This window comes from Thioalkalivibrio sp. ALM2T (assembly GCF_000381505.1).
GTDB classification, from domain to species: Bacteria; Pseudomonadota; Gammaproteobacteria; order Ectothiorhodospirales; family Ectothiorhodospiraceae; genus Thioalkalivibrio; species Thioalkalivibrio versutus.
The window spans coordinates 17,298-34,559 of the sequence record NZ_KB906573.1 but is presented as its reverse complement, the minus strand read 5'-3'; the positions used below and the strand labels follow the sequence as shown (position 1 = coordinate 34,559).

The 17,262-nt window shown below is 67.1% G+C and carries 17 protein-coding genes; 7 read left to right on the top strand and 10 right to left on the bottom strand.

Annotated features, from left to right (window positions below):
- Positions 1-157: 157 nt before the first annotated feature.
- From F816_RS0113340 to F816_RS0113330, 3 genes are all read right to left on the bottom strand, one after another.
- Complete coding sequence (locus F816_RS0113340) at positions 158-700, bottom strand: DJ-1 family glyoxalase III (protein WP_019595136.1); 543 nt, start codon at positions 698-700, stop codon at positions 158-160.
- 22 nt (positions 701-722) lie between these two features.
- Positions 723-1,997, bottom strand: a complete 1,275-nt coding sequence (locus tag F816_RS0113335) for a S41 family peptidase (protein WP_019595135.1) — start codon at positions 1,995-1,997, stop codon at positions 723-725.
- Between the two features lie 125 nt (positions 1,998-2,122).
- The gene (locus F816_RS0113330) at positions 2,123-3,304 is read right to left on the bottom strand and encodes a murein hydrolase activator EnvC (protein WP_038085992.1); all 1,182 of its coding nucleotides are present in this window, start codon (positions 3,302-3,304) and stop codon (positions 2,123-2,125) included.
- Between the two features lie 74 nt (positions 3,305-3,378).
- Between F816_RS0113330 and F816_RS0113325 the strand changes: the two genes are divergently transcribed.
- The 6 genes from F816_RS0113325 (at position 3,379) to F816_RS0113300 (ending at position 6,783) form a co-directional block, all read left to right on the top strand.
- Positions 3,379-3,714, top strand: a complete 336-nt coding sequence (locus F816_RS0113325) for a helix-turn-helix transcriptional regulator (protein ID WP_026182005.1) — start codon at positions 3,379-3,381, stop codon at positions 3,712-3,714.
- 28 nt (positions 3,715-3,742) lie between these two features.
- A complete protein-coding gene (locus tag F816_RS0113320) occupies positions 3,743-4,171 on the top strand; it encodes a rhodanese-like domain-containing protein (RefSeq protein WP_018144124.1) in 429 nt (142 codons plus the stop codon).
- Positions 4,171-4,461 (top strand): glutaredoxin 3, encoded by a 291-nt coding sequence (grxC, locus tag F816_RS0113315; protein ID WP_019595133.1) that lies wholly within the window; start codon positions 4,171-4,173, stop codon positions 4,459-4,461. The genes F816_RS0113320 and grxC overlap by 1 nt, the downstream gene beginning before the upstream one ends.
- Positions 4,462-4,569: 108 nt before the next feature.
- Positions 4,570-5,097: a protein-export chaperone SecB gene (secB, locus tag F816_RS0113310; RefSeq protein WP_019595132.1), complete on the top strand. Its 528-nt coding sequence runs from the start codon at positions 4,570-4,572 to the stop codon at positions 5,095-5,097.
- Positions 5,098-5,112: 15 nt separating this feature from the next.
- A complete protein-coding gene (locus tag F816_RS0113305) occupies positions 5,113-6,105 on the top strand; it encodes an NAD(P)H-dependent glycerol-3-phosphate dehydrogenase (RefSeq protein ID WP_019595131.1) in 993 nt (330 codons plus the stop codon).
- Positions 6,106-6,204: 99 nt separating this feature from the next.
- Positions 6,205-6,783, top strand: a complete 579-nt coding sequence (locus F816_RS0113300) for a hypothetical protein (protein ID WP_018168091.1) — start codon at positions 6,205-6,207, stop codon at positions 6,781-6,783.
- A 75-nt stretch (positions 6,784-6,858) separates the two neighbouring features.
- Here F816_RS0113300 and F816_RS0113295 read toward each other — a convergent pair whose 3' ends face one another.
- From F816_RS0113295 to F816_RS0113280, 4 genes are all read right to left on the bottom strand, one after another.
- Positions 6,859-7,143 carry a hypothetical protein gene (locus F816_RS0113295; protein WP_019595130.1) on the bottom strand — a complete coding sequence of 95 codons (285 nt, stop codon included), beginning with the start codon at positions 7,141-7,143 and terminating at the stop codon, positions 6,859-6,861.
- Between the two features lie 327 nt (positions 7,144-7,470).
- The gene (locus tag F816_RS0113290) at positions 7,471-9,129 is read right to left on the bottom strand and encodes a BCCT family transporter (RefSeq protein WP_019595129.1); all 1,659 of its coding nucleotides are present in this window, start codon (positions 9,127-9,129) and stop codon (positions 7,471-7,473) included.
- Positions 9,130-9,197: 68 nt separating this feature from the next.
- Positions 9,198-10,349, bottom strand: a complete 1,152-nt coding sequence (locus tag F816_RS0113285; RefSeq protein WP_019595128.1) for a putative zinc-binding metallopeptidase — start codon at positions 10,347-10,349, stop codon at positions 9,198-9,200.
- A gap of 110 nt (positions 10,350-10,459) precedes the next feature.
- Positions 10,460-11,749, bottom strand: coding sequence for an alpha/beta hydrolase (locus tag F816_RS0113280; RefSeq protein WP_019595127.1), 1,290 nt, complete (start codon positions 11,747-11,749; stop codon positions 10,460-10,462).
- Between the two features lie 244 nt (positions 11,750-11,993).
- On the opposite strand from F816_RS0113280, the gene F816_RS0113275 reads away from it, so the two are divergent.
- Entirely contained in the window at positions 11,994-12,473 is a 480-nt protein-coding gene (locus F816_RS0113275; protein ID WP_019595126.1) for a cupin domain-containing protein, read from the top strand.
- 124 nt (positions 12,474-12,597) lie between these two features.
- Here the strand turns inward: F816_RS0113275 and clpB are convergent, their stop codons facing one another.
- The 3 genes from clpB to rluD form a co-directional block, all read right to left on the bottom strand.
- On the bottom strand, positions 12,598-15,180 hold the full coding sequence (gene clpB / locus F816_RS0113270; RefSeq protein WP_019595125.1) for an ATP-dependent chaperone ClpB: 2,583 nt from the start codon (positions 15,178-15,180) through the stop codon (positions 12,598-12,600).
- Between the two features lie 332 nt (positions 15,181-15,512).
- Positions 15,513-16,295: a peptidoglycan editing factor PgeF gene (gene pgeF, locus F816_RS0113265; RefSeq protein ID WP_019595124.1), complete on the bottom strand. Its 783-nt coding sequence runs from the start codon at positions 16,293-16,295 to the stop codon at positions 15,513-15,515.
- Positions 16,288-17,247, bottom strand: coding sequence for a 23S rRNA pseudouridine(1911/1915/1917) synthase RluD (gene rluD / locus F816_RS0113260; RefSeq protein WP_019567778.1), 960 nt, complete (start codon positions 17,245-17,247; stop codon positions 16,288-16,290). Before rluD ends, pgeF begins: the two co-directional genes overlap by 8 nt.
- Positions 17,248-17,262 lie beyond the last annotated feature (15 nt).

Sequence of the window (17,262 nt, the reverse complement as noted above, 5' to 3'; positions counted from 1 at the left end):
GGATGCGTTCGGGTTACCCCGAGCCCGGTACGGTTCATGGTAGCGATCCGTGAACCGCAAGACACAAGGATGTGTTGAGCGCAGCGAAACGCATCCTACCCTCTACCCTCTACCCTCTACACTCTTCGTGTCTTCGTGCGCTTCGTGGTTAAGACCATCAGGGTCTTAGCAGCGGGCCCTCGACGGCGTCGCGGGCCGCGCGGCCGGCGAGCTGTTCGATCAGGGTCAGGGCGAAGTCCATCGCGGCACCCGGGCCACGACCGGTGATCAGGCGCCCGTCGATTTCCACCGGGGCGCCGGTGGACGGGGTCCCAGCCTCGTCCAGCGCGCCGGTAAAGGCGGTGACCGTGCGGCCCTCCAGCAGCCCGGCCTCGGCCAACGCCTTGGGCCCGGCACAGATCGCGGCCAGGTATCCCTCGCGTTCGGCCTGCGCCCGCAGCAAGCCCTGCACCCGGGCGTCGTCGCGCAGGTGATTGGCGCCGGGCAGGCCACCCGGCAGGACGATCAGGTCAAAGGACTGATCCAGCACCTCATCAACCGTGGTATCCGGCTGGATGACCGTGCCCCGCGAACAGGTCACCGGCCCGGGCTCCAGCCCGGCCACGGTGACCTCGAATTGCGCCCGGCGCAGCAGGTCGATGATCGTGACCGCCTCCAGTTCCTCGGCCCCGGCGGCCAGGGGCACCAGTACGTTCGGCATCAATCCTCCCTGTCCGCCGCGCTCAGCGGCGGTTGTAGAAGTTCAGGCCCTTCAGGAGATTCAGCGCCTCGTTCATGCCGTAATCGCGCTCGGCCAACGTCTCGCCATTGTCTTCGTCCGCATCCACAGATTCCGGCAGACCGTCACGGCCCATGCGGGCGCCGCCATTTTCGCTGTCGGAGCGCTGCACCACGAGCTGCTGCAGGCGGATGTCCGGGTCAATCCCGTCCTCGTTGATGGCACGGCCCTCAGGCGTGAAGTAACGCGCGGTGGTCAGCTTGATCCCGGTGTTCTGGGTCAACGGCAGGATGGTCTGCACGGAGCCCTTGCCGAAGGTGTTCTGCCCCATAACCACGGCCCGCCTGTGGTCCTGCAACGCACCCGCCACAATCTCGGAGGCGGAGGCCGATCCGCGATTGACGAGGACGACCATCGGCGCGCCCTTGAGAACATCCCCCGGCGAGGCCTGGTAGCGGAACTGCGAATCCTCCAGCCGACCTTCGGTGTAGACGATCAGGCCTTCTTCGAGGAAGGCGTCCGAGACGCCCACAGCGCCCGTCAGGATGCCGCCGGGGTTGTTGCGCAGATCCAGCACGAGCCCCTGCAGCTCGCCCTGTTCCTGCAGGTCTTCGATTGCCCGCACCAGGTCGCGTGCCGTGCGTTGCTGGAAATTGCTGATGCGTACGTAGCCGAAGCCGTCCTCCAGGATCTCGGAGCGCACGCTCTGCACCTGGATCACGTCGCGGGTGATGGTGATTTCTTTCGGACGGTCCTCGCCATCACGCAGGATGGTCAGGGTGATGTCCGAGCCTTTCTCGCCGCGCATCTTGGCGACCGCGTCGGACAGGGACATACCCTTCACCGACTCACCATCCAGGCGAATGATCAGGTCACCGGCCTCGACCCCGGCACGGCTGGCCGGGGTGTCATCGATCGGCGCGATGACCTTGACGAAGCCGTCTTCCATGCCAACCTCGATGCCCAGCCCGCCAAACTCGCCGGAGGTCCCGACCTGCATGTCCTCGAAGTCCTGTTCGTCCAGATAGGCCGAATGCTGGTCAAGGCCGGACAGCATCCCCTGGATCGCACTGTCCAGGAGATCCTTGTCTTCGACCTCGGTGACGTAATTGCGCTTGATGCGCATGTATACGTCAGTGAAGCGCTGCAGATCTTCTACTGGCAGAGCGGATTGCGCGCCATTGTCGCGGTCGGCGTAGACGGCCACCGAAACACTCAACATGACCCCGACAACCAGTCCGACGATCAGGGAGTATCCGGTGCGACAAGACTTGCTCATTACCTTTCCTCGTTCACTTGAGGTGATTCGTGTGAAGATGGTAGCACCCGCAATGTGACGGCTGCCTGAATGCACGCCACCGATCGGCCTTTTGCCGGGGCATGGGCGCATTCCATCTTTTCCCTCTACTGAGAGGGCCACCAGCTCTCGGGGTTCAATGGTCCGCCGTTGTGACGGATCTCGAAGTAAAGCCCGGGCGCGATCGCCTCGCTGCCCTCGCCCGCCACGGCCAGTTGCTCGCCAGCACCCACGGTCTCGCCTTCTGAAACCAGGATCTCCTCTACATTGGAGTAGAGCGTCAGATAGCGCTCCCCATGATCGACGATCACCAGGAAGCCGTAGCCCTGCATCCAGTCGGCGTAGACCACCTGGCCGTAGTGCACCGCGCGTACCGCAGTGCCGTTATCGACCGCCAGCACCGCGCCACGCCAGCGCGAGCGCAGGCGGCTGCCACGGGACTCGTTGAAACTGCGGATCACTCGGCCTTCGGCCGGACGCGGGAGTTCGCCCTCCAAGGCCATGAAGGCCACGTCCGGCCGTTCGGGGGTGGATTCGCGGGGTGCCGCGGCACGCGCCGCACTGCGAGCCTCGACCTCCTCGATCACCGCCTCCAGGGTCTCGGCATTGCGCGCCAGGCGCTCCAGTTCCAGCGACTCGTCCTCGATAGCCGCCTCCAGCTCCGCCATCGCCTGGCGCTGGTGCGCCTCCTCGCGTTCCAGATCCGCGACCGCCGCGCGGGCCTGCTCTTCCCGTTCTGCCAGTACCGCCCGCTCCCGCGCGAGGTTCTCGCGCGCCGTCTCCAGCGCCTCGATGCGGTCGCGCAACACGACCAGGGCCTGCTCGCGCGCCTCGCGGATGCGCGCGGCGAACGCGGCCTGATGGCGGTGCTCCGCGGCCTGACCGTCGCTCCGTCCGGGATGGCGTTCGCCCTGCCACTGATCGCGCACCAGGCGGGCCGCGGCGCGGCGTTCTGCCTCCAGCCGCTCCCGGGCCTCGTCCACACGATCCTCCTGGTCGGCGACCACCGCCTCCTGACGCGAACGCGCCCGCGCCAGCTCGCGCAGCTCCTGGCGCGAGGCCTCGGTCCCGCGAGCGGCCTCCGCAAGCAGCTCTTCCAGCTGCTGCAGGGACGCATAACGCTCTTCCTGGCTACGCTCCAGGTCCTGGATGGCCGCGCGCGTCTCGCGCAGCTCCGCCTCCGGTTCCAGCGCCACGGCGCCGACCGGCCACAGAAAACAGAGCAACACACCGCACCACAAAAGGGCGCGTGAACCGCTTGGATGACTCAAGATTGCGCAAATTCGCATATCGGGGTACGTTTAGGTTCTTATATTCTGACCCAGTTGCGAGGGCCTTCCCTCGCGAGCAAGAGAGGCATGCCGTGAGCAACGAAACGGTTGAAGACGAAATGTACGTCGAAGACGGTTTGATGTCCCAGGACGAAGACATCGAGCGGGCCTCGCGCTCGCTCAAGGCCATGTCCCACCCGCTGCGTCTGAAGATCCTCTGCATTCTCGGCGATCGCGAAATCAGCGTACAGGAAATTGTCGATCAGGTCGGGACGTCGCAGAGCAACATCTCGCAGCATCTCGGCATCCTGCGCGACAAGGGCATCCTCGCCACGCGCAAGGACGCCAACCGGGTCTACTACCGGGTGGGGGACTCCCGGACCCTGCGCCTGATCGGTATGATGCAGGACGTTTTCTGCAGTTCCTGACACCCACCCCTCCGATCCGGTCTCCCGAATGCTTGAACGCCTGCCCGAATTTCTCGCCAACCACCCCATCCTGACCGGCGCCCTGCTGGCGGTGATCGGGATGATCCTGTTCGTCGAACTGCGCCGCCTGAACCGCAAGTATCGCTCGCTCTCCCCGGTCGAGGCGGTGCGCGTGATCAACCAGGACGACGCCCTGGTGCTGGACGTGCGCGAGGACAACGAAGTCGCCTCCGGGCGCATCGGCGGCGCCAAACATATCCCGCTCGGCAGCCTGAAAAAGCGCATGGGCGACATCGAGAAATACAAGGACAAGCCAGTAGTGGTGTACTGCCGCAGCGGCAACCGCTCCGCCAGCGCCGCGCAGCAACTGACCGCGGCCGGGTTCGAGGACGTAGTCAACCTGCAGGGCGGCATCCAGGCCTGGCAATCGGCCAACATGCCCATCAAGAAGAAGTAATGCAGTTCGAGGTCTACTCCAGCGGGCGCTGTCCATTCTGCCTGCTCGCGCGGCGCCTGCTCAATCAGCGTGGCTACCCGTTCGCGGAGTACGCCGTCGACCGCGAACCCGGTCTGCGCGCGGAGATGGAACAGCGCGCCGCCGGCCGCAGCTCGGTCCCGCAGATCTTTCTCGGCGACACACACATCGGCGGCTTCGACGAACTGCAGGCGATGGACAGTAACGGCGAACTGGCGCGCCTGGCCCGCGAGGCCGGCCTCGAAGCCCCGACCGACAACGCCTCCGGATAACACGCGCCGCCGGCAACAGGCGGCAAACGGGATCGCCCAGGCCACCCCGAAAAACACCGCTCATCCCCCTTACAATGCCCCGATTCCAGACGACTGCGAGACAACATCATGGCTGAAGAGAAGAATTCCCCGAAGAGCGGCAACGGCGCGGCCCAGGCCGAACAGAACGACCGGCCCGACTTCTCCATCCAGAAGGTCTTCATCAAGGACCTGTCCTTCGAGGCGCCGGAATCCCCCGAGGTATTCATGCGCGAGTGGAAGGGCGAGACCAACATCCAGCTGAACACCAACGCGCGTCCGATCGACGAGGCCGCCGGCGCCTTCGAGGTGGAACTGGGCCTGACCGTGACCACCGAATCCGACGGCAAGACCGCATATCTGGTGGAGATCAAGCAGGCCGGCGTGTTCATCCTGCGCAATTTTGCCGAGGATCAGCGCAACCACCTGCTGGGTGCCTACTGCCCCAACGTGCTGTTCCCGTTCGCCCGCGAAACGGTGGCCGACCTGGTACTGAAGGGCGGCTTCCCGCAGCTCCTGCTACAGCCGGTCAACTTCGAGTCGCTGTATGCCCAGCACCTGCAGGAACAGAAGCAGCAGGCCGGCGGGGAACAGGCCGAGCCCACGCAACAGGCCTGACGCGAGGCGCAACCGATGCGTATCGCGGTCCTCGGAGGCGGCTGCTGGGGCACGGCGCTGGCCGTGCATGCGGCCCGCCTGCATGCCGACGTCGCCCTGTGGGTGCGCAATGACGCCACGGCCGGGCAACTGGAACGCGAGCGCGAGAATGCCCGCTACCTCCCCGGCCTGCGCCTCCCGGACAACCTGCGCGTCAGCGCCGACCCGGCGACCATCGAGGGCCGCGACCTGGTCCTGATCGCAGTCCCCTCCGGCGCCTTCCGCGAAACCCTGCGCTGGATCGCCCCGCGCCTCGCACGCGACCAGGTGGTCGCCTGGGCCACCAAGGGCCTGGAGACGGCGACCGGGGCCTGGCTGCACGAGATTGCCGAACAGGAACTGGGGCCCGAGCGCCCGCCCGCTCTGATCTCCGGCCCCTCCTTCGCCGCCGAGGTGGCGCAGGAGCAGCCGACCGCGCTGTCCGTGGCCTCCAGCGACGAGGGCCACATGGACTGCCTGGTTGCAGCCCTGCACGGGCGCTCGCTGCGCCTGTACCGCAATACGGACGTGATCGGCGTGGAACTGGGCGGCGCGCTGAAGAACGTGCTCGCGGTGGCCACCGGTATTGCCGACGGCGCCGGGTTCGGGGCCAATGCGCGCGCCGCACTGATGACCCGCGGGCTGGCCGAGATCCAGCGCTTCGGCGCGGCGGTCGGCGCCCGTCCGACCACCCTCACCGGCCTCTCCGGACTGGGGGACATGATCCTCACCTGCACCGACAACCAGTCGCGCAACCGGCGTCTGGGCCGGATGCTGGGCGAAGGCCTGGACCTCGACACCGCCCGCGCACGGGTGGGACAGTCGGTGGAGGGCGTAGAGACCGCCCGGGTCGCTGTGGCGCGGGCGAAGGCACTGGAAGTGGACATGCCGATCTGCGCCGAGGTGCACGCGGTGCTCTATCAGGGCCGTCCGGTGCACGACACTGTGCGCCGGCTGCTGGAACGCGACGCTACCCGCGAAGAGGACTGAAGCCGCGTCCGCAAAAGCCCCGCGCGAGACCCGCACAATCGCCCGTACGCTCCGGTCGGACTACCGTGGCCCTCACACGCGAACGCAACGGAGAACCGCATGAGCAAGGCCTGGAAGGAACTGGACCTGGAAGGTGGCGGCCTGCAGGCGGTCAATGCCCGCCTCGCTCGCGAGATGCGCACCCGCCCTGCGGCCTACGCTGCGTGGATCCTTTTCCCGCTGGGGCTGCATCGCTTCTACCTGCACGAGCCGCTGGGCGGCGCCGGCTTCCTGGCACTCAGTGCGGCCACCCTGGCCCTCGCCGGATTTGGTCCCGCCGCCTGGTGGTTGCTACCGCTGATTATTGGCGTGTCATGGGCGCTGGTGGACCTGTGGTGGATCGACCGCCGAGTGACCGACTACAACAAGGAGCTGCGCAAGCAGCTCTTCCTGCGCAAGGGCCACAAGCCACCGCAGGATTACCGTGGCCGCTACACCAGCGACGAAGACGCCCGCCGAGAACTGGACGAATACCAGCAGATCAAGGAAGCCGAAAAGCCCGGGCAATCGGGCCTGGCCGGTCGCAACGACCCGGCCCGCGACGCCGGCGGCAAGCGCCGCATGCCCAGCTTCAACGAACAGGAAGCCATGCTGCGCCAGATGCGCAAGGACAAAAACAAAGGCGACGGGAACAACTGACCGCCGCCTTCACAAGACCGCCGAGGTTGCGCCGCCCTCGGTTGCGGCCACGCCCGACGGCATGGCCCGTGGCGATCAGTTCTCGCCGGGGCGCCACACGCCACTGGCCTCCTGCGGCGGCGGGGCCGCCTGCTTGCGGCTCTCGACGTCCACGAACACCGACTCGGTAAATTCGGAGAGCTGCTTGAGGTACTCCTTGCGCTCGTTCACCGACTCCGGCATCTGCGCCACCATGAACCCCGTGATCGCGCTCAGGTACTGTACGGCCACGATGGGTTGCTGCGCCTTCGGGTCCACCTCGGTCAACAGATCCTGGACCTTCTGAATCAACTCGCCGGACAACTGCAGGGTATCGCTCATGGGGTTCCTCTCGCGGTTCGTGAAATCGATGCGCACAGGCTACGGCAAGCCCCGCCACCCCGAAAGTGAACGCAAGATGCGCGGGCCTTTCCCTCCCTGGTGTGTTCAACACGAAGCGCGCGAAGGCACGAAGAAGGTCAAGTTCAAGAGCGATTTGAACCACAGAGGGCACGGAGAAAATCAGGGTTGAAGGGCAAGGCGGATCGAACGGCGCCTTCGCCACCCAGGCGTTACCGCGTTCCTTTCTTTTCTCTGTACCCTCCGTGGTGCAAAGGCTTTTGACCTTCTTCGTGCCTTCGTGTGCTTCGTGGTGGAAAACTGGGACCGTCAGGAGCGACGAGGGTCGTCGTCTTCGTCACGGGCCTCGGGGGCGTCGTCGTCCATGTCAAAGTCTTCGTGGACGCGATCCGGCGGAATGGTCCACGGCTCGCTGGGGGCGACCGTATGCTCGCCCGGGCGTGGGGCATAGCGCTCGTCTTCCAGGGCGCGCATCAGGCCCACCACCATCATCAGCATCACCAGCGAGAACGGCAACGCGGCCAGGATGACGGCATTCTGCAAGACCTCCAGCCCGCCGGCCAGCAGCAAGACGCCGGTCACCAGACCGATCATCGCACCCCACAAGATCAGGTGGATTGCCCGGTGTTCGGTGGACCCATGGGCCAGCAGGGTGTTGATGACCACGATGCCGGCATTGGCCGAGGTCAGCAGGTAGGTCGCGATCAGCACCGTAATCAGCACGGCCCCGCTCTTCGCGATCAACCAGGGTTCCAGGGTCTCCATGGTGGCGAAGGTTGCCATGGTCAGGTCTTCCGCCACGCGATCGGCAATGTTTGCGATGCCCTCGACCTCGGCGTGCAGGGCCGTACCGCCCAGCAGCGCCAGCCAGAAGAAGGTAATCAGGGTCGGCACCAACAGCACCCCCGTGACGAATTCGCGCAGGGTACGCCCGCGCGAGATGCGCGCGATGAACAGCCCGACGAACGGCGCCCAGGCCAGCCACCAGCCCCAGTAGAAGACCGTCCAGTCGGAGTGCCACTCGTCCAGGTGGTGAGCATGGGTGTACAGCGACAGCCCCAGCAGGTTCTGCATGTAACTGCCACTGGACTGCACCACCAAGGCCAGCAAGTACTGGGTTGGACCCCATATCAGCAGTAGCCCAAGCAGAGCGACACTGAGCCACAGGTTGGCCTGGCTGACCCGCTGCACCCCGGCCTGCATCCCGGCCACCACCGACACGATCGCAGTCACCGTCAGCAGCGCCGTCAGCAGCAGGAGACCGCGATCCCCTTCCAGCGAGAGGCCCACGGTATGCGCCAACCCGGCCTCCAGCTGCTGGATACCCAGCCCCAAAGTCGTTGCGATCCCGAAGACCGTGGCCACGATGGCGAGCAGATCCACCAGATCGCCCGGCCAGGTATGACTGTACTTGCCGATCAGCGGGTGCAGGGCCGAGCGCAGCGCCAACGGCTGGCCCTTGCGAAAGCTGAAATAGGCCAGGATCAGTGCCAGCAGCGCGAACACACCCCAGGCATTCAGCCCCCAGTGGAAATACGTCAGCACCATCGACATGTCCGCGGCGGCCGCCTGGTTGCCGTTCTCGGCCAGAAACGGGTTGCCGCCGTAATGCGACAGCGGCTCGGCCACCGCCCAGAACAGCAACCCCACGCCCATGCCGGCGGCGAACAGCATCGACAGCCACGACAGCGTGGTGAACTCCGGCACTTCGTCGTCACGTCCCAGGCGCACGTCCTTGTAGCGCCCCACCCCGAGCCAGATCACCATGACCAGGAAGAAGGCCATGATCACCACGTAATACCACTCCAGCAGCGGCGTCACGAAGGCCCGCGCATCCCCCACCACCGCGCCCAGCTGCTCGGTTCGATAAACCCCCAGCAGGGCGATGATCACCACGAGGATCAGCGCCAGCGGCGCAACACGCGGGTTCAGCCCCTTGAACGGGCCGCGGGTGGCAACGTTGTACATCTCGCGTCCTTTCGCTTGCGCAATGGATGTATTTCAGGACCGGACCTTTGCCGATCCAGGCCGGCAGATCAAGGGCCGGTGGCGCCCGCCGGTTGTACGCGTATGCCCATGCGGAAATCCTGAATAACCTGATGCACGAACGCCAGCTTGGCGATCGCGGTAGCGGTCAGCACGAAGGGGTAGACATGCGAGTGGCCCATGCTGCGGTTGAGGCTATTCAGGGCGCTGACCAGCGGCAGCCAATGCTCCAGAAGCAGATCGAAGTCCGCCGTGGCATAGGCATCAAAAGCCGGCAGATTCCCCTGCGCGCCCAGCCGCGCCGACGGCCCGGCGACGGGTTCGATGTCCATGTTGTAGGCAGAGGCCGTGTCCAGCGTATCCACGATGTGCAGATAGTGGGCCCAGGTCTCGGCCCAGTCTTCCCAGGGGTGGGAGCTGGCATAGGCGGACACGAACGAGGCCTGCCAATCCGCCGGCGGACCACCGGTGTAATGGCGCCGCAGGGCCTCGTCGTAGTCCGCGCGCTCGTCGCCGAAGCGTTCGCGAAAATCGGTATGCCAGTGGCTACCGCGAATCAGTCGATCCCAGTAGTAGTGCGCGGACTCATGGCGAAAGTGGCCGAGAATGGTGCGATAGGGTTCGGCCATCGCCTCGCGCATGCGCTCGCGCACCGCGGGATCGGCCTCGGCGATATTGATGGTAATGAGCCCGTGCGAATGGCCGGTGACCACGCCCCCGCCCTCGCGGAACTCCGGGGCCGGATCGGCCAGGAAATCAAACGCAATCCCCTCAGGATCGCTTTTCCGTGGCACCACCGGCAGGCCCAGGCGCAACAGTCCATATACCAGGCGTCGCTTCTCGGCCTCCAGACGCTCCCACAGCCGCGCATTGCCCGGCACACTGAGGTCCGGGATGGTGCGATTCAGGCGGCAGGCGCGACAGAACGGCTCGGCTTCTTGATGTGGCACCATCCAGTTGCACACCGCGTCTACCGCATAGTGCCGGCACTGGCGATAAAACAGCCCGTCCGGCTCGTCCGCTACCCGCCACAGGCCACCGGGGATCGGGCGCCCACGGGCGCCCACGGCCTCCCCCGCCGGCACCAGGGCGGAGACCTCCAGGCGGTCCGGCAGGAATCCCAGCCGGTGGCCGCAGCGGGTACAGAAGGTGTTGTCGAAATACACCCCCTGCCCACAGACCTCGCACTCGAATAACTGCATCGCGCTCCCCGTTGGCTGACCTGCCGAGGATGTCCAGGCGACAGGCATGCCTTCAGACTACGCTGATCCCGTGGCGCCGTCGCGGCGGCACGCACCAACGCAGACGGCAGTCAGTCCCTCTGTACGCCGGACAAGAGCCCGTCCACTCGCTCCAGCACCAGTGGATGTGACAGGATGCCGGCGTGCGTGGTCGCCACCCCGAAGACCGAGGCCGCCTCGCGCTGCGCAGGCGGGTGCAGCATGCTGGCGAGAGTGACCACCCCGTCCGCAGTGGCGCGCGCGCCTCCCTCCCCGCGCTGGTAGCCAAACAGCAGGTGCAGCTCGGTCACCTCCGTGTTGGCATCCGCGAACAGGCCTTCCAGGTAATCGCTGCCCGGGGCCATGTCGCGCCATACCGGAATGACCACCGGCGAACGATCGACACCCTGCTGGGCGCGTTCGTGTCCGGCCCAGGGGGTGGACAGGGTGATCATCGCCGGCACGGTCGCCGCCGCCTCGCGCCGGGCGCGCTCGTTCAGGAAGCCGCGCGCGATCAGCCCGCCCATGCTGTGTGCCACCACCGGCAGTGACTCGACGCCGTGGCGTACCTCCAGCTCCTCGACCACCTGTGCCAGGTGCGCCGCGGCCGACTGCAGCGGCAGCCCGGAGGCGTAATAGTAGAACCACGGCTGGTAACGTTCTCGGTCAAGCCCCTCCAACAGCCCGGCGAAGTCCCGCGGCGAGCCGTTCATCCCGTGCACGAACAGCACGGGTGTCCGTGCGGGATCGTATGGCTCAAGAAAGTACACCCCGGCATACCCCGCCAGCACGAAATCCAGGGGGCGCCACTGGCTGCCCCGCGCCACCTCGGTCGCGAAGCGCGGATCCTCCAGATGGGCAATCTCGCCGTAGGCCGTCACCCGACCCAGGCTCAGCGGCGCCGTGCCGTCCCCAGGACCCCGTGTATCCGGCAGGCGAATGGCGTGCGCTAGGCGATCACTCCCATTCACGCGGATATCGATCCCGGTCAGCCGTCCGCCAGGACCACAATCCAGCGAATCGCCGCCCGCGACGTGCTGGACCGGTGCGCCGGCCGGATGCGCACGATCACCATCCTCGTCGCGGAAGGCCAGCACGCTATAACGACCAGGCTCCAGGGCAAAGAACCAGCTCCCGCCGCGCGCGCTCACCACGTGGTCCGCCGGTTCGGGCACAACGGCGCCGGCGACCGGCTCGCGGAACACCGCCACCACATAGGGCCCGGTCCGTTGCGACCCATCCGCTCCTGCGTTCGATCCTACCGTACCGCTGATCACACAGGCCCCGCCCATCCGCGCCAGCTGCTCGCGTGCATCCAGCAGCGAACACCCCACCAGCCCCAACACCACCGCCAGGACCGCACACACCCGCAACACACCCATTCCGAACATCCCTATCCGACAGCTCCCAGACCCTGAGTGTAGCGAGCCGGCAATCGTGGCGCTGTCTGGTGCCCACCCACCGCAACATTCGCCCCCCTGCCGCAAGATTTTGGAAGCCACCCCCACGTGAACCAGCCAGAATTACAGGTAAAAGCCGCTCCGGACGGACACCCGCCCGGTAAGCCACATCACGACACGCCCACCCGGAGCGCGCCGGGTAAAGCCGACCCACAGGAGGTGCACCATGTTCAAACGCGATATCCCGCCCACCGGGGCCATACCCTGCCTTGCCTCGGCCGCCGCCGCCCTCGCGCTGGTCGCCGCCTGGACGGTCGCAACGGCGGACCAGGGCCCGGCCTTCATCCACGAACCCGATTCCCCCGATCTCGAATGGGGCCCGTGCCCGGACTTTATGCCGGATGGCTGCCGGCTCGCCGTGCTGCAAGGTGACCCGGCGCAGCCCAATGCCGACGTCTTCTTCCTCCTCCCCGGCAACAGCACCGCGCCCCACCACTGGCACACCAGCGCCGAACGCATGGTGCTCGTCAGCGGCGAGATGCAGGTCGACTACGACGACCAGGACCCGGTCGTACTCCGGCCCGGCACCTATGCCTACGGACCGGCCCGGCTGGCACATACCACCCATTGCACATCGGACGCGGACTGCATCCTGTTCATCGCCTTCGAGGAACCGGTGGACGCCCACGCCAGCCACGACGACTGAACCCGTCACCGTCCAATCACCACCGCCGGATGCGGCCGCCCGCCCCTTCGCCCGCGGCTGCTCCGGGACCCAAAAAAGGCCCGCACGGGGCGGGCCTTGTTGGATCGGAACAGCGACAGCCCGGTCAGGCGGCAGCTGCAGCCCGGGTAAAGGCAAGCTGGTCGCCAGCCAGGTCTACCTCGATGGTATCGCCGGGACCGAATTCGCCGGACAGCAACGACTGGGCCAGCGGGTTTTCCATCTGCGTCTGGATGGCCCGCTTGAGCGGACGCGCGCCGTAGACCGGGTCGAAACCGGCGGCGCCCAGGTGATCCAGCGCGGCGTCGGTGATGGTGAGCCCCAGATCGCGCTCCTCCAGACGCTTCCGCAGGAACTGCAGCTGGATGCCGGCAATCGCCCGGATCTGCTCGCGCTCCAGCGGGTGGAACACCACCACGTCATCCACGCGGTTGATGAACTCGGGGCGGAAGTGCTGCCCGACGATCTCCATCACCGCGGCCTTCATTGCGTCGTAGTTCGCCTCGCCGGCCATCTCCTGGATCTGCTGCGAGCCGAGGTTGGAAGTCATCACGATCACCGTGTTGCGGAAGTCCACGGTGCGACCATGACCGTCCGTCAGACGGCCATCATCCAGCACCTGCAACAGCACGTTGAAGACATCCGGGTGCGCCTTCTCGACCTCGTCCAGCAGGATCACGGAGTACGGCTTGCGGCGCACGGCCTCGGTCAGGTAGCCGCCCTCCTCGTAGCCGACATAGCCCGGGGGCGCCCCGATCAACCGCGCCACCGAGTGCTTCTCCATGAACTCGGACATGTCGATGCGCACCATGGACTCTTCGGTGTCGAACAGGAACGACGCCAGCGCCTTGGTCAGCTCGGTCTTGCCGACCCCGGTCGGGCCGAGGAACAGGAACGAGCCATTCGGCCGGTTCGGATCGGACAGGCCCGCCCGCGAACGGCGGATGGCGTTGGCCACCGCGCGCACGGCTTCCGTCTGGCCGACCACGCGATCACCCACGGCCTCTTCCATGCGCAGCAGCTTGTCCTTCTCGCCCTCCAGCATCTTGGAGACCGGGATGCCGGTCCAGCGCGCAACCACCTCGGCGACCTCCTCGTCGGTCACCTTGGTGCGCAGCAACTGGGTCTCCTGGCTCTCCATCTCGTGGGCCATGGCGAGGGACTTCTCCAGATCCGGGATGCGCCCGTACTGCAGCTCGGACATGCGCGACAGGTCGCCGGCGCGGCGGGCGGTCTCCAGCTCGGTACGCGCGCGCTCGAGCTCTTCCTTCAACTGCGCGGCACCGGAGACCGAGGCCTTCTCGGACTTCCACACCTCTTCCAGATCGGAGAGCTCGCGCCCCAGGCGATCGATCTCGCCCTCCAGGGTATCCAACCGCTTCTTCGAGGCGTCGTCGGATTCCTTTTTCAGGGCCTCGCGCTCGATCTTGAGCTGGATCAGGCGGCGCTCCAGGCGGTCCATCACCTCCGGCTTGGAGTCGATCTCCATGCGGATCCGCGAGCTGGCCTCGTCGATCAGGTCGATCGCCTTGTCCGGCAACTGGCGGTCGGTGATGTAGCGCTGCGACAGCTGCGCGGCGGCAACAATCGCCGGGTCGGTGATCTCGATCCCGTGGTGGACCTCGTAGCGCTCCTTCAGCCCGCGCAGAATGGCGATGGTGTCTTCCAGCGTGGGCTCGTCCACCACCACCTTCTGGAAGCGACGTTCCAGCGCGGCATCCTTCTCGATGTTCTGGCGGTATTCGTCCAGCGTGGTCGCGCCGATGCAGTGCAGCTCGCCGCGTGCCAGAGCCGGCTTGAGCATGTTGCCGGCGTCCATCGCGCCCTCGGCCTTGCCGGCGCCGACCAGCGTGTGGATCTCGTCGATGAACAGGATCACGCGACCCTCTTCCTGCGAGAGCTCCTTGAGCACGGACTTCAGCCGCTCCTCGAAGTCGCCGCGGTACTTGGCCCCGGCCAGCAGCGCGCCCAGATCCAGCGCGAGCACGCGCTTGTCCTTCAGCCCCTCGGGCACCTCGCCGTTGATGATGCGCTGGGCCAGGCCCTCGACGATCGCGGTCTTGCCAACACCGGGCTCGCCGATCAGCACCGGGTTGTTCTTGGTGCGCCTCTGCAGGACCTGGATCGAGCGGCGGATCTCCTCGTCCCGCCCGATCACCGGATCCAGCTTGCCCTGCTCGGCGCGCTCGGTGAGATCGATGGTGTATTTGTCCAGCGCCTGGCGGTTCTCCTCGGCGTTCGGGTCGTCCACCTGGGCGCCGCCGCGCATATCATCCACGGCCTTCTCCAGCGAGTCCTTGTTGGCGCCGGCGTTGCGCAGCATCTCGCCCACGCCGGCCTTCTCGGCGATCGCCGCGAGCAGGAACAGCTCGCTGGGGATGTACTGGTCCTTGCGCTCCTGGGCGAGCTTGTCGCAGACATTCAGCATGCGCCCCAGGTCGTTGGATACGTGCACCTCGCCCGCGGCCCCTTCCACTCTGGGCAGTCGGTCCAGCGCCTCGCCCAGCGCGGAGCGCAGCTGGCGCACGTTGGCGCCGGCGCGGTCGAGCACATGGCGGATGGTGCCGCCCTCCTGGTCCAGCAAGGCCAGCAGGAGGTGGGCCGGTTCGATGAACTGGTGATCGCGGCCTACCGCGAGTGATTGTGCATCCGCGATGGCGGACTGGAACTTGGTCGTCAGGCGATCCATTCGCATTGGGAAACCCCTCGGTCAAATCTGGGTGAACTGACACCAATGATGGGGACAATCCCCCGACCTTCAAGGATAGACGGACGGAACCCCCCGCATCAGACAAACGCCAACACCGTCACGAACGAACGTCGGGGCTGCGCCCGGAGGTTACTCGCTGCGCTCGCCCTTCGGGCCGGCCTGGGGCCGTTCAACGCGCTTCGCGCTTTTGTGCCACGGCCCCTGCGGAGCCTCGCAATGACGGGGGCAGGGAAAAGCACCGTCATCGCGAGGCTCCGCAGGGGCCGTGGCGATCTCCATGGGCAACCCACGCGCCGGGCCGAGCGTCGGGGTTATCGCAGGTGGCCGGGATCGACCCAGACGAGCGTACCCATGCGCCCGGTCTCACCATCGCGGCGGTAGGAGAAAAAGGTATCCGCCTCGCTGAAGGTGCAGCGCCCGCCACCGGCGACCTGCGCCACCCCGGCCCGCTGCAGGCGCTGCCGCGCCAGCAGGTAGAGATCCGCCAGCAGGCGCCCCTCGGCGCCGGGGCGGAACGCGGCTACGGCCTCCGGGTCGTGCGCGACAAAGGCCTCGCGCACCTCGGGGCCCACCTCGAAGGCCGCGGGGCCAATGGCCGCCCCCATCCAGGCCTGCATCGGCATCCCCGGGCGCAGCGTTTCCAGGACGTGCACGGTAGCCTCCAGCACCCCTTCGGCCAGCCCGCGCCAACCCGCATGCGCCACCCCCACCGCCGCGCCATCGGCGGTCGCCAGCACCACCGGCAGGCAGTCGGCGGTCTGCACCGCACAGACGACCCCGGCCTGATCGCTGACCACCGCGTCGGCCTCAGCCGCTTCACCGGCCTCCACCGCCGCGCGCAGAGCATCGGCGGTGATCACACCCGTGCCGTGAACCTGGCGCGGCCAGGCGATCGGCGCGGCCACCCCCAAAGACTGTTCCAGCCGACGCCGATTCTCCGCCACATGCTCGGGGGCATCGCCGGTATGCAGCGCCAGGTTCAGCGCGGCCCAGGGCCCGGCACTGACGCCGCCCCCCCGCGTGGTCTGGATTGCGCGCACGCCGGCCGGCAGTTCGCCGGGGGACGGCGCCAGCAGGGGCAGGGTCTCAGGCATCACCGGTCTCCCGGGCATCGGCGCGCAGGGCTGCAAGCAGGCCCTCGAAGTCCTCCGGTAGCGGGGCCTCGAACGCGCAGGGTTCGCCGCTGGTCGGGTGCTCGAACTCCAGGCGCGCCGCGTGCAGGGCCTGGCGCTTGAAAGCCGCCACCGTGGCCTTGGCCGCCTCGCCCATGCCCTTGACCGGACGCGGGCGTCCGCCGTAGGTCAGATCCCCGACGATCGGGTGGCGAATATGCGCCATGTGTACGCGAATTTGGTGGGTACGGCCGGTCTCCAGACGCACGTTCAGCAGGGTATGGGCGGGGAAGCGCTCGGCCACGCGGTAATGCGTGACCGCGGGCTTGCCACCGCCGGTCACCGCCTGGCGCTTGCGATCCACCGGGTGGCGCCCGATCGGCTCCTCGATGGTGGCACCGCTGATCACCCGACCCTGGACCAATGCACGGTACTCACGATGCACGCTGCGCGCCTGCAACTGGCGCACCAGGGCGGTCTGCGCCTCCGGAGTGCGCGCGACCACCATCAATCCGGTGGTGTCCTTGTCGAGGCGGTGGACCACGCCCGCGCGCGGCAATTGCGCCAGCTCCGGGGCGTGGTGCAGCAGGGCATTGACCAGTGTGCCGTCGCGATGCCCGGCTGCCGGGTGGGCCACCAGCCCGGCCGGCTTGTTGATCACCAGCACCGCCGCATCCTCGTACAGGACATCCAGCGCTATGGCCTCGGGTTGCGCCGCCAGCACCGGGGCGTCCGGCGCGATCAGTTCCACCCGCTCACCCCCTCGAACCGGCGTGCGCGGGCGCGGCGAGGCGCCGTCCACCCGCAGCGCGCCCTCCTTCAGCCACTGGGTCAACTGGCTACGCGAATACTCGGGGAACAACTGCGCCAGCGCGGCATCCAGGCGCTGCCCAGCCGACTCCTCCGGCAGATGGGCCTCACGCGGTTCACTCATTGCGCGGCCTCCCGC